At 66.3% G+C, this 12,054-nt stretch carries 13 protein-coding genes; 10 read left to right on the forward strand and 3 right to left on the reverse strand.

Annotated elements, in window-relative coordinates:
* Positions 1 to 869 (forward strand): WD40 repeat domain-containing protein (locus Mth01_RS24630; RefSeq protein ID WP_407695975.1); only part of this gene is annotated, 869 nt, incomplete at its 5' end.
* 39 nt (positions 870 to 908) lie between these two features.
* On the opposite strand, the gene Mth01_RS24635 is transcribed toward Mth01_RS24630, so the two are convergent.
* Complete coding sequence (locus Mth01_RS24635) at positions 909 to 2,006, reverse strand: FUSC family protein (RefSeq protein ID WP_204018322.1); 1,098 nt, start codon at positions 2,004 to 2,006, stop codon at positions 909 to 911.
* Positions 2,007 to 2,212: 206 nt separating this feature from the next.
* Between Mth01_RS24635 and Mth01_RS24640 the strand changes: the two genes are divergently transcribed.
* Positions 2,213 to 2,773: a TOPRIM nucleotidyl transferase/hydrolase domain-containing protein gene (locus Mth01_RS24640; RefSeq protein ID WP_204018323.1), complete on the forward strand. Its 561-nt coding sequence runs from the start codon at positions 2,213 to 2,215 to the stop codon at positions 2,771 to 2,773.
* 43 nt (positions 2,774 to 2,816) lie between these two features.
* Complete coding sequence (locus tag Mth01_RS24645; RefSeq protein ID WP_204018324.1) at positions 2,817 to 3,293, forward strand: hypothetical protein; 477 nt, start codon at positions 2,817 to 2,819, stop codon at positions 3,291 to 3,293.
* Between the two features lie 197 nt (positions 3,294 to 3,490).
* On the opposite strand, the gene Mth01_RS24650 is transcribed toward Mth01_RS24645, so the two are convergent.
* Positions 3,491 to 5,095: an amidase gene (locus tag Mth01_RS24650; RefSeq protein WP_204018325.1), complete on the reverse strand. Its 1,605-nt coding sequence runs from the start codon at positions 5,093 to 5,095 to the stop codon at positions 3,491 to 3,493.
* Between the two features lie 322 nt (positions 5,096 to 5,417).
* On the opposite strand from Mth01_RS24650, the gene Mth01_RS24655 reads away from it, so the two are divergent.
* The 7 genes from Mth01_RS24655 to Mth01_RS24685 all read left to right on the forward strand — a co-directional run bounded on the left by Mth01_RS24655 (position 5,418) and on the right by Mth01_RS24685 (position 11,260).
* Positions 5,418 to 5,651 carry a hypothetical protein gene (locus tag Mth01_RS24655; RefSeq protein WP_204018326.1) on the forward strand — a complete coding sequence of 78 codons (234 nt, stop codon included), beginning with the start codon at positions 5,418 to 5,420 and terminating at the stop codon, positions 5,649 to 5,651.
* Positions 5,652 to 5,676: 25 nt separating this feature from the next.
* The gene (locus Mth01_RS24660) at positions 5,677 to 6,030 is read left to right on the forward strand and encodes a hypothetical protein (RefSeq protein ID WP_204018327.1); all 354 of its coding nucleotides are present in this window, start codon (positions 5,677 to 5,679) and stop codon (positions 6,028 to 6,030) included.
* Positions 6,031 to 6,325: 295 nt separating this feature from the next.
* On the forward strand, positions 6,326 to 6,673 hold the full coding sequence (locus Mth01_RS30480) for a type II toxin-antitoxin system PemK/MazF family toxin (RefSeq protein WP_204018328.1): 348 nt from the start codon (positions 6,326 to 6,328) through the stop codon (positions 6,671 to 6,673).
* Between the two features lie 3 nt (positions 6,674 to 6,676).
* On the forward strand, positions 6,677 to 7,228 hold the full coding sequence (locus Mth01_RS24670; protein ID WP_204018329.1) for a UTRA domain-containing protein: 552 nt from the start codon (positions 6,677 to 6,679) through the stop codon (positions 7,226 to 7,228).
* Between the two features lie 767 nt (positions 7,229 to 7,995).
* Entirely contained in the window at positions 7,996 to 9,951 is a 1,956-nt protein-coding gene (locus tag Mth01_RS24675; protein WP_204018330.1) for a hypothetical protein, read from the forward strand.
* Positions 9,952 to 10,049: 98 nt separating this feature from the next.
* Positions 10,050 to 10,298 (forward strand): hypothetical protein, encoded by a 249-nt coding sequence (locus tag Mth01_RS24680; protein ID WP_204018331.1) that lies wholly within the window; start codon positions 10,050 to 10,052, stop codon positions 10,296 to 10,298.
* Between the two features lie 74 nt (positions 10,299 to 10,372).
* The gene (locus tag Mth01_RS24685; protein ID WP_204018332.1) at positions 10,373 to 11,260 is read left to right on the forward strand and encodes a permease-like cell division protein FtsX; all 888 of its coding nucleotides are present in this window, start codon (positions 10,373 to 10,375) and stop codon (positions 11,258 to 11,260) included.
* Positions 11,261 to 11,514: 254 nt separating this feature from the next.
* On the opposite strand, the gene Mth01_RS24690 is transcribed toward Mth01_RS24685, so the two are convergent.
* Positions 11,515 to 11,934: a hypothetical protein gene (locus Mth01_RS24690; protein ID WP_204018333.1), complete on the reverse strand. Its 420-nt coding sequence runs from the start codon at positions 11,932 to 11,934 to the stop codon at positions 11,515 to 11,517.
* Positions 11,935 to 12,054 lie beyond the last annotated feature (120 nt).

The raw sequence follows: 12,054 nt of genomic DNA on the forward strand, positions 1-12,054 counted from the left end.
TATGGGACCTGACCACCCACGAACAACTCGGCCGAGCCCTCACCGGGCACAAGGGCCAGGTCGTCACCGTGGCGCTCGGCCAGTTGGGCGACCGGCCCATCGCCGTAACCGGAGGCGACGACCGCACCGCCCGCGTATGGGACCTGACCACCCACGAACAACTCGGCCGGCCCCTCACCGGGCACACCAAGGGCATCACGGAGTTGGCCGTCGGCCGGCTGGGCGACCGGGCCGTCGCCGTCACGGCAAGCTGGGACGGCACCGTCCGGATATGGGACCTGGCCACCCGCGAACAACTCGGCCGACCACTCGAACACGAGAGCGGCGTCCTCTCGGTGGCGGTCGACCGGCTCGGCGACCGGCCCATCGCCGTCACGGGCCAGGACAACGGGCTCGTCCTCGTATGGGACCTGACCACCCGAAAACAGCTCGGCCAACCCCTCACCGCGTACGCCGAAACGGCCGGCGCGGTGGCGATCGGCCGGTTCGACGACCGGCCCGTCGCCCTCACCGGAGGCCTCTCCTGCATCGCCCACGTGTTGGACCTGACCACCCGCGAAGAAATCGGCCAACCGCTCAGTCACGAATACGAAGGCATGGGCGCGGTGGCGATCGGTGAGCTCGACGATCGCCCGATCGCCATCACCGAATGCGGCGACGTCCGCGTATGGGATCTGACCACCCATCAGCAACTCGGCGAGCCCCTCACCGACCCCTCCGGAAAGACCGTCGACGCCCTCGCTGTGGCGATCGGCCGTCTCGACGATCAGCCCATCGCCGTCACCGCGGACTCAGCGGACGTCCGGATATGGAGCCTCAGCGACCCGCCCGCGCCGTCCCCGGGCAACAGCGTTCATCACACTGAGTAATTTTCTCACCGGTCTGGGGATCTTGGGGGCTGTTCGGCCTCAGCCGTGCATGCTCTCGTCGCTCAGTTCGTTCAGCGGGGTCAGCGCGGCCGAGGCCGTGCCGTGGTCCATCCCGGTGGCCTGGAGCAGATCGACGGCGATGGAGCGCAGCTGCGCGAGGGCGACGTTCGCGGAGAACCCCAGGTTCTTGGGCCGCTCCCGGGCGGCGACGGCGAGTAACGCCTGCCTGGCCAGCATCGGTTCACGCCCAGCCCCCAGTTCGAGCTGGAGCAGCAGCGCCGCCTCCGAGATCTCGCGCAGCGACTCGGCCAGCGCGGCCGGCGGCGGGCTGGGCTCCCCCAGCGCCGCGAGCGTGCGGCGGACCAGCACCCGTGCGTTGCGTAACGCCAGGTCCACCGGCACGGCCGCGGTCTCGTACCTGGCCAGTCTGGCCCGCTGATGCCAACGCAGCGGCGAGATCCTGATGATCTCCTTGCTGTTCTCCAGCGCCGTCGCGAACTCCTCGGCCGCGGTCTGTGTCCTGCGTCCGCACTCCAGGGCCTCGGCGGCCAGGTCCATGTCGCCCTTCTCGATCGCCTCCGCCGTCTGCTCCAGCACGGTGGACAGGGCGTCGAGCACGCCGGACAGGTGCTTGCCCGCGATGGTGAGCGGGCTGGCGGGCAGCAGCGCGACCGCCGCTATGCCTATGACACCGCCAGTGAGCGCGTCGGCCATCCGGTCCAGCCCCCCGACGTCCTGGTGTGGCACCAGCATGGCGACCAGCACCGCGGACGACCCGACCTGCGACACGAACAGCTCACCGGTGTTCAGCAGCCCCGCGATCGTCATCGCCAGCGCGATCACGAGCGCCATCCGCCAGGGGCCCGAGCCGATCCAGGACACCAGCAGGGTGCCGATGCCCACGCCCAGACTGACGCCGACCACCAGCTCGACCACCCTGCGCAGCCGCTGCCCGAGCCCCACTCCCACACAGATCATCACCGAGATGGGCGCGAAGAGGGGGCGGGCGTGGCCGAGCAGCTGAACAGCGACGATCCAGGCCAGCGCGGACCCCACGGCACACTGCGCGATAGAGGGCACAATCGACCCGAACGTATCCAACCGTCTCTTTACTCGATCACTCAACCATCCTCTCACTCCTCCACGATGGCGGATCAAGATGACAGTGCGGTCACATTTGCCCCGGATTAGTCTGATTCAAACGATTCGGCGAGGGTCACGACCTCCTGTCCGCCGGCAGACGAAACGCCCGGCGCGCGGCCTGATGCTCCACTGCACGCCCAGCCCGGCGTTCAGCCAAAAATGGGTACGGATCTCACCGGATTCGGTGCCAGGCTGAGCGTGTGAACCGTACGCACACCGTGGTCCTGGTCGAGGGGATCAGCGACAGGTCGGCCGTAGAAGCGTTGGCCGAGCGCCGGGGCCGAAACCTCGCGGCCGAAGGCATCTCCGTTGTGGCGATGGGCGGCGCCACGAACATCGGGACGTATGCCGGCGAGTTCGGCCCTCCCGGTCGCGATCTCCGGCTGGCCGGTCTGTATGACGCGGGCGAAGAAGGCGCCTTCCGGAGGGGGCTCGAGCGCGCCGGCCTTGGATCCGACCTCGACAGAAGCGATCTGGAGGCGCTCGGATTCTTCGTGTGCGTGGCCGACCTGGAAGACGAGCTGATCCGCGCCCTCGGCACCGCCACGGTTGAACGCGTCGTCGATGCCGAGGGCGAGCTCAGCTCGTTTCGCACCCTACAGAAGCAGCCCCCATGGCGCGGGCGCAGCACACACGACCAGCTACGCCGGTTCATGGGATCGGGCAGCGGCCGCAAGATCCGCTACTCGGTCCCGCTCGTCGCGGCACTGGATCTCGATCGCGTACCGCGACCGCTGGACGGACTACTAGTCCACCTGTGAGATGCTTACACACGAGAACGAGTCAACTCAAGAGGGAGAGCGATTGACGAACGAAGACGGTCAGATGACGGTTTGGGTGTGCGCGGTGTGCTCAGCCATGCTCGACGTCCACGCGAACTTCAACACGGGTGAGGTGTCCTGGCTGCATCCGGTGCGGGTCGAGCCGTTCGACCATGAGCCGGTGCCAGCCGTCTCGGCTGACGGCGCCGGCGTCGAACTGACGTGTCACTTCTGCACGATGCCGAACCCGATGTGGTCCTGGCAGCCTCGGGAGTTCGTGACGACCGCGTGTGAGCACGAGAACCCGCACGGCTGCTCCGGGCCGTGGGCCGCGTGCCCACCATGCTCTGAGTGGGTTCAGGTGCGGGACCTGGACGGCCTGGTCCAGTCGGTGATGCACAACAGCACGGCGTTCAACGGGTTGCACCCCAGGAAGCGCAAGGACGCCGAGGAGCAGTTGCGCGCGGTGTATGCGGCGTTCTTCGCCACCGACCCTGCCGGGCCGTCGCTGATCGGCTGACGCAGCGGCGTCGAAGGCGGACAACCAGCCGTACAGCCGTGCCGGGCCAGTGCCGGCCGGGAGTCCGCGGTCGCATCCCGACACGAAGATCGCAGGTTGAACGACAGGCAAACGACAAGCCGAGGGATGACCCGGGTCACCCGCGCGGGCGCCGCCCCGTCCACGTTCGGCGGAGCGGCGCGCAGCGGGGTGGGACGTCAGGGCAGCGTACGCAAATAGGTCGGGGGCTTGCGCACGTGGCCGGCCTGCTCGAACGCGTAGCCCAAGGCGATCAAGGTCGGCTCGGACAGCCGGCCGCCGAAGAAGGTGACGCCGAGCGGCAGCACGTCCCCGGCGTATCCGCCGGGGACCGTGATCGCGGGGTAGCCGGACATGGCCGAGGGCGATGAGGAGGCGACGAAGTCGGTGAAGTCGTCGCCCTTGGTCAGGCTGGTCCGCCAGGCCGCGTTGTTGGTCGGCGCGAGCATCGCGTCGAGCCGGTTCTCGGCCATCACCGAGTCGATCGCCTTACGGGAGAGCGAGGTCGCCTTCTCCCTGAGTTCGCGGTACGCGGGGTCGTTCAGGTCGCCGGTGGTCGCCTGCGCCTGTTCGAACAGTTCCTGCCCGAAGTAGCGGAGCTCGGTCGAGGCGTGCCGCTTGTTGAACTTGATCAGAGCGCCCAGACTGCCCGGGTGCCGTCCGGGAGTCTTGGCCAGGTAGGCGTTCACATCGTGCTTGAACTCGGTCATCAGGGCCGGGTACTCGGCCTCGCCGGCCTCGTCCATCCCCGCCAGTTCGAGGTCGTCGATCACGGTCGCGCCCCGCGCCCGGAGCGTGGCGACGGCGGCGTCCAGGGTGGTGAGCACCTCCTGGTTGTCGCCCGCCACCGAGCGCCACACGCCGATGCGCTTGCCGGCCAGCGCTTTCGGGTCCAGCGCCTTGAGGTAGTCACGGTCGCCGCCCCGCACGGTGTCCGGGTCGCGCGGGTCCACTCCCTGGATGACCGAGAGCACGGCGGCCGCGTCGGTGACGTTCCTGGTGATCGGGCCCGCGGTGTCCTGGGCCCGGGAGATCGGCACCACTCCGGAGCGGCTGACCAGACCGAGCGTGGGCTTGATGCCGACGACGCCGTTGATGCCCGCCGGGCAGACGATCGAGCCGTCGGTCTCGGTGCCGATGGTGACCGCTGCCAGGCTCGCGGCGACGGCGACCGCCGAGCCGCTGCTCGATCCGCAGGGGTTGCGGTCCAGGACGTAGGGGTTGTTGGTCTGGCCGCGGACCGCGCTCCAACCGCTGGAGGAAGGGCTGGAGCGGAAGTTCGCCCATTCCGACAGGTTGGCCTTGCCGAGGATCACCGCACCGGCCCGGCGCAGCCGCTGGACCAGGAAGGCGTCACGGGCCGGGCGAGAGCCGAGCAGGGCCAGCGAGCCCGCGGTCGTACGGAGTCCTCCGGCGGTGTCGATGTTGTCCTTGAGAAGGACCGGGATGCCTTCCAGCGGGCCGCGCGCGCCGCGGCGGCGGCGCTGGTCGCTCTGCCGCGCCTCTCGAAGAGCCGCGGGGTTGGTCGCGATGACCGCGTGCAGCAGCGGGTCCACCGAGCGGATGCGGTCGAGGTAGAACCGGGTGAGCGCCACCGAGTCGAAGCGCCCCCGGTCCATGGCGCGCTGCATGTCCAGGACGGTCGCGCGGTCGAGGTCCAGTCCGCGCAGGATGGTGCCGGAGGATGGTGCGGCCGCCTCGTGGGCGTGTGCCGGAGCCGCCACGGACAGCCCCGCGGCGAGTGATAACGCCGCCAGCCATCGCGCGGGATGCGTGAAAGTCATGAATGATCAGCCTAGCGGCCAGACGCCGAACTGAAAACATTCTTAACTGAGGGTGTGAACGGCGGGCGCGGTCCGTATCGAAGAGGGCGGGGACACCCCAGGGACTCCCATACGAGGCCCAGCCGGAAGTCCAGGCCGATCCGGGCCTCGGCGCCGGGGTGGAGGGCAGGGTTGTCCGCACCTGCCAGCCGCCGTCCCGGGGCTCGACCACGACGGCCAACTGCTCCAGGCCCGGCCGCCCGGCCTCCTCCCACGCCTCCAGGTACCTGACAACGCAACCAAGTGATACAACACCCCGTAGCTATTCAGTTACTATTTGGTGGTGACCAGCACACCAGCTACCGCCTGTGCGCTCGGCGTAAGCAATCACGAACTCAAGATCCCATCAGGCGAGGCCGACGACCGCCTTGCTCGAAGCGAGGCAGCCCTCGGCACGGAGCGGGCAGTACAGGCCAATTTCAAGATCACGGTGAACCGGATGGCTGCCCCGCGTCCCATCCTTTGCCGCGCACGGGGGGCGCTTTATAGCAAGGACGCATCGCCGGTGTCAGACTGAGAGCGTGTCAGAGGAGAATCCCGTAGTGGAGAACTTCGCCGTAGCCGTCGACTGGAGCGAAGCTACAGGCGCGCCGATCACGCATGTCAACCAGTTCGTCGCGCAGCCAGGTCCGCCAACGCTTGAAGCCGGCCCTGACGGCATCTACCTCCTGCTCGGGAGCATCCCTCCGCCATTCATCCCCAGGGACATCGAGGGTCAACGGCGTGCGATCGAGACTCTCAAGGCGACGGGTCTCAAGGTCAACGTCCATGGTCGCTTTCACATGAGCAGAGCGCGGCTAGAGGAGCTGATTCAAGTCCTGCAGACGACTGCGGACACCTATGACGCCATGGTCGAGCAGATCACACAGCACCGGTCCGAAGCCATGGAGGGCTGACAGTCGTGACCACTCCCGCCACATCACTCTTCGCTCCAGCCGGAACTCAGGGTGCGTTTAGCTATGCAAACCCGAACGCTCGCCCGGTAGCCCGAGCGCATCGGCGCATAACCGGTGCCAGACGTCGATCTCCAGAGATCATCGAAGGACCCTGGCCAACGGTCGCCAGTAACGCGCCGCTGGCAGTTGACATGTCCTATCAGGATGACGGGACAGATGAGCACGTGAGGGCGTACGTGTCGCGGCTATGGGCTGAGGACTGGGACAATCCAGAGGACGCCCTGTACGACGACCTATGATTCCCGGAGAAGTCAGGCTGGTCTGGTTCCCCTTCAGTCACACAGAAGCCCAGCCGTACAAGAAACGCCCTGTCCTGATCCTCGCAGCCAGTGGACTCGGATCCAATCGAGCGATCCTCGCCGCCATGGTGTCGTCCAGCGTCAAACGTGCCGCGAGGATGGGACCATACGACGTGCCCATTGCCGACTGGCAGAGTATCGGATTAGTAGCACCATCATTTGTTCGGGCGAATCGCATCTGGACGGCCGAAGACCGTGACTTTGACAATCGGCTATTCGGCACGGTGAAAGACGACGTCTTGGACAAGGTCCGTCAACACGTCCTGGGCCTCCTCACCTCGTAAAACATGGATCCCCTTCGCTCGAAGAAGACGAATGGCGGAACAGCGCGAAGGCCCACGGTCGAGGCGTACAAGAACGAGCACGGAGACGCTGCGAGCGCCCGGCAGCAGGGCCACCAGACACAAGAGGTGAGTCTTGTCGAGGCCGATGAGCACGTCTCCACCGCACTCGGACTCCCGCCCGGCACCACGGTCTATGAACGAGCACGCGTGATGACCCGCGACGGCGTCCCCACCCACACCGTGACCAGCTACTACCGAGTGGAGGACGTTGAGGACACTTCCCTGGTCGACCCCGCACCGGGGATCGCCGGTCCGGGCGGCGGCTTCCGGGTGCTCACCGACAGGGGACTTGACCCGCACGAGATCACCGAAGATCTCAACGCCAGGATGCCCACCGCCGACGAGACCCTGCTCCTGGAACTCCCGCCGGGCGAACCCGTCGTCGAGGTTCGCCACACGACCCGCACCGCCGAGGGCCAGGTGATCGAGTACGCCCGAGGCGTACACGCCGCCAGTCGTTTCATGTGGTCGTACACCTTTGCCATTCCAGACTGAGACCGGCTTGGGTCGGACCTTCCGTAGGAGGAAACCGCACCGGAGGTCATCCGACGCATCCGGGGCATGGCGTCCAACCACGGTTGCGGGCTTCCGCTGCGGACATCCGGAGGATGTCATGGAGATGGTTGCCCTGGCTTTCACTGCCACGCCGTCCCGCCAGCCACATGAGACAGTCCTCGCTGGCGTGGTAGCGGTCGCTTCCCTTCGTGGTGATCACCTGGGGAAGATCTGGCATGCCTTCACTCCTCTCCGACACTCCTCTTCGAACCGACGAGGCGAGGTGGGCAGGTAGGAGAATGGCCCGCCCCACCCGCCGACGCTGCTGGTCGAGTGATCACTTGGTACGGCGGACGCGTCGAAGCGCATCAGCCGTTACTCGAACTATGACCGCTCCCGCCACGAGGCGCTACCGGATTCGTCCGCAGTGCTCCGGCCTTCAGTTCAGACTGGGGAGCGCGTCAACAGTTCAGAACAGGCCAGGCGCGGGGACGGCTCCGGGCCTTTTGAGGGTACGCGGATGGGCTCCGGCGGCTCTCAGCACCCGTGCATCAAATTGGACAAAAATGCCGATATCTCCCCGACTATCGCTACTGTTGATATCTGGTAATCCTCCTTTTCACGGTGAATAACCATGGCCTATCCAGCTATGTCTGCTTAGCCTTGACGGGGGCCGTCAACCGCATCGCTGGGGGAATCCGCCGCGCCTCGCAACCGCCGCACCCGCTCCCCTATCGCGTGGCGCCGTACGTCAAGGGAGGGATGTCGTGGACGGATTCGTCGGGGTCAATCCCGCCAACCTTGAGGAGCTGGCGAAGCGCCTGCACCGGCTGCACGAGGTGCTGTCGCGCAACGGACCGCTGATCCGGCAGACGATGCAGCAGTGGGGCAGCGAGGTCAGCCTCGCCCCGCTGGCCCGCCTGACCGACACGGCCCTGGACGACGCCCGTGACATGCGCGCGCGTACCGCACGGGCGCACGATCTGGCGAACCTGAAAAGCCTGGATCCGACGACGCTCAGGCCCCGCGGGGAGTGGGTGCTCACCGGTCTGCCGCCCAGATATCTGGATCTCGACTGGACCGCCACCGGGCAGAGCGGCACCCAGGCCGTACAGGACGTGCAGGCACTGAACGACGTCCTGGCCACCGCCTCCGGTAGTCCGGAGCGGGCGCGTCCCGACCTGGCCCAGGTGGCGCAGCGCATCACCGAGCACCTCGGCGACAAGGACTACCTCGCGACCTTCTGGGCGCAGGGCGGCGCGGCGGCGCTCAAAGCCGCGAGCACCCTCTACGAGGGCCCCGGCGGCTCGCTGCTCAGCGCGGACAGCGTGAGCCTTCTGCAGGCGCTGGGCGCCTCGCTCGCCGCGGCGAGCAGGCTGCGGACCGGCACGGGCAAGGACAGCCGGCCGCTGCTGTCCGCGGCGACCAGGGCGGCGATCACCAAGAACTCCGATCCCTGGTCGACCGGCATGCTCTTCAAGCACGGCCCCGACGGCACATCCTGGGATCCTCAACTTCTCGCCGAGGTCACCCGTTCCATGCTCGACGCCCGCGCGGCCGGCAGGACGCACGTCGGGCCGGCCGACAAGGCCCTGCCCATTCACAGCGGCGACCAGCAGGCTCTCGCCGACTTCGACCCCGTCGCGGCGGTGCTGGACCGTGCCGCCGAGAACGGCCTGGCGGCCCGGCACGTGCTCGGCGACCAGGCCAACGGGGTGAAGTACGCCACGATGCTGGTGAGCGACGACTGGCACACGCTGGGATACGACGGCTACAGCATGGACACGCCCCGCCGGGGACCGCTCCAGGTCGACATGAGCTCACACCCCGCCGGCTTCATCAGGGCGGCCGTGTCCGCCGAGCGAGGCGCCACGGAGGACGCCAAGGAGTCGGCCTGGGCCGTCGTCAACGTCGTACAGGCCACCGCCGAGTTCTCCAAGCTCCATCCCGGCGACGTCCTCCCCCACCCGATCCGCCAATCCCTCATCCACACCGCCGACCGCTACCTCCCCGACCTCGCCGAATCTGTTATCGGCTATGGGAACGGAGCTCGCCCGCTTAACGATCAGCCGAACGCTCCGTGGGTCGCTTACGTCAATCAAGCTGCGTTGGATGCTTTTCTCAAGCAGGCTCTGCACGATCCCAAGGACCTCGGCTCCTTCCAGGGAAATATGGAGGCCCGGATCAGCGCCAGCGTGGCCGCGTCGATTCGAAATCCCGACAAAGACTACCTGCGACAGCTGAGCAGTCTCAATGGCGCAATCGCCAAGATCGAAAAAGATTTGAAGTTCGACAGCGCTCAGCTGAGAGACCAGCAGACACAGCGCATCAAAACGTTCTTGTCGGTTATATCCGGCGGTTATGGAGCCTTGAGCTTCTCGAACGCGTTCGGTAAAGGGACCATCTCTCAGGTCTTCGTCGCGATGGCGCAGCCCCCCATCAACGACTCCTTGAGCACAGACAACGCCGTGGAAGCTCTGAAATCCGGCGAAGACGAGTTCCGGGAAACACTGCTGCGCGTCAGGTTACCCGTGATTCAGGGGCTGATCGCAGTCGGTGCCATCAAGCTTCCTCCAGACACCTCCTGGTACAAAGAGGGAGCCATCACCCCGAATGTCGATCTAACCAACTGGTACAACGCTCATGAACGAGTCGTGTACGGGGGTCGCAGACTGGGAGAATGGGTTGCGGACGCCGAACACGCTATGGGGGTACAACGATGAGCACTCGATCCGCGACTCTGCTTTCCACATGTGTTCTACTTGTCGCCATTGGATCGACAGCATGTGGAGATTCTCGCACCGGAGACCAAAACGGCTACATGGAGGCTTATACGGAAGCGTACGCCTCTGCCGCAGTAAAGGCAGCTCAGTGTTTAGTAGACCATGACGCCATCCCGGAAGGCGAATTAGGAAAGGCAACATGGCTGAAGGGGAAGAAAATCATCCCCAATATAGACTTCACCAATTGGTTCAATCAGCACGACAGGGTAAAATACGAAGGCCACATCTTATCAGATTTGATAGAGCAAGCTAGAGATGCTGGAGAGACATGGGAGTGCCCCCTTTGACGATTTCTGTTGCTCCTTGATTTACTTCCCGCCCAGACCCTCCACTGGCCACCCCGGCCCGGGATACTGGCGCAGTGGATCAGTACGCCGGAGAAGCCGGAGAGAGGGAAGCACCGAGCCAAGGTGACGTGTGGGGGCGCCGCGTCCGGTTGTCGTGGCTCCTGGTCGGCACCCTGCTCGCCTGCGGAGTGATCGCGTTCACCGCATGGAGGATCCTCTCCTTTACAGGGGGGAATCCGAATCGACAGGCGATGTCCGTCTTCCTGTGCGCAGCCGAGGATGTCCATCAGGCATGTGAGGGCAGGGGTGCCCCCACTGCCGCAGAGAAGCACATGATCGAACAGCGTATCCGTGCGATGCCCGAAGTCACCGACGTGCGGTTCAGAAACCAGCAGGAGAGCCTCCGGGACAGCGGACTCATCGGTGCGGTCGAGGGGCTACTGGGGCCCTCAGCGGTCGCGGAGTCCTTCCGTGTGGTTCTGGCCGACTATCGCGACATCCCCGAGGCCAAGCGGAAGATCCGAGCCTTACCGGGAGTCGCCCAGATCACACCGGATCAACGCCCCGAGGACGCGCGGCGGCATCGGGCGGAGGGAGAGAAGAAACGCGACGAAGTCACGATCTTCCTCTGTGAGAGGGCCAGCGCTTTCCCGAACTGCGATGGCAGGAAGGCGACAAAGGCGCACAAGGATGCCATCGACACTGCGCTCCGGACCATGCCCGAGGCGAGCTCCGTGGAGTTCGTTGATCGAGACAAGGTTTGGGCGCAATGGCTTGAGAATACTGATGGCGACACCCTCGGCATGACTTCTGAGGACGTGCCCGAGTGCTTCATCGTCCGCGTGCCGGATCTGACCCAGATCGAGGCGTTCGTCGCCAAGGTGGAAGCGATGAAGGGTGTCGCGCACGTCGTCAGCAAGCAGGATGTGCTCGACGATTGGGACACCCGACAGGGCGGCTGAGTCGCGCGCGAAGAGGTGGGCTGTGACCTGATTGCCGGCACCACTTCCCGCTGAGTGACCGCCAGTAGATGCGGTTCATCAGCCAATCTCGATCAGGGGTAGGCATTTAGAGGTTCGTGATCACGCTGGCGTGAACACCGCCCGGGTGTTGGGGTGATCTTTGGGTGCCGAAGACCCCGATCGCCGCCCGTCGTATGACGAGCTGGCCCGCCTGCCGCCACGGGGGAAGTACGGCAGGCGGGCGGCCCAGGTGCTCAACTTGCCGGGCATCGGTGGTCGGCGTCCCGGTTCGGCGAGCAGCAGACGACGGCGCAGGAGACGAAGCGCCCGGAGCGCAGCCAGATCCCCCACTGCACGTCCACGCCGGCGTGCAGGGATTCCCGTACGAGGCCCAGCCGGAAGTCCAGGCCGATCCGCTCCTCGTCGCCGGGGTGGAGGAAGGACGGCTCGGCCGCCCGGTACCGCTCGGCCAGCCAGTCCATGGCCTCGTCCGCGCCGGTCGGGGTGGCTTCGATGCGGCGGGCCGGCTTGAGTAGCCAGTCGCAGGTCCGCATCGGCGGCAGCAGCGAGGACAGGAACTTTCCAGGGTCGGCCGGGGGCAGCGGCGGGCGACGTTCGGCCTCGCGGCGTCGGTCGTCGCCGGTGCCGGTCCAGGAGTAGCAGTGCAGGTGCAACCGGGGTCTCCCTACATTGGGTGGGGTGCGGCCCCTGCCTGATTGCGCCGGGCAGGGACCGCACGCTTGATCACGGCCGGGTGCTACCGGGCCGCGGTGCTACAGCGCGGCGGCGATGCC

Source organism: Sphaerimonospora thailandensis, assembly GCF_016863115.1.
Classification (GTDB): domain Bacteria; phylum Actinomycetota; class Actinomycetes; order Streptosporangiales; family Streptosporangiaceae; genus Sphaerimonospora; species Sphaerimonospora cavernae.

Coding starts and splice junctions, on each gene's coding strand:
- Mth01_RS24680 (WP_204018331.1), top strand. CDS start 10,050: ATGGAGGCTTATACGGAAGCGTACGCCTCTGCCGCAGTAAAGGCAGCT.
- Mth01_RS30480 (WP_204018328.1), top strand. CDS start 6,326: ATGATTCCCGGAGAAGTCAGGCTGGTCTGGTTCCCCTTCAGTCACACA.
- Mth01_RS24650 (WP_204018325.1), bottom strand. CDS start 5,095: ATGACTTTCACGCATCCCGCGCGATGGCTGGCGGCGTTATCACTCGCC.
- Mth01_RS24670 (WP_204018329.1), top strand. CDS start 6,677: ATGGATCCCCTTCGCTCGAAGAAGACGAATGGCGGAACAGCGCGAAGG.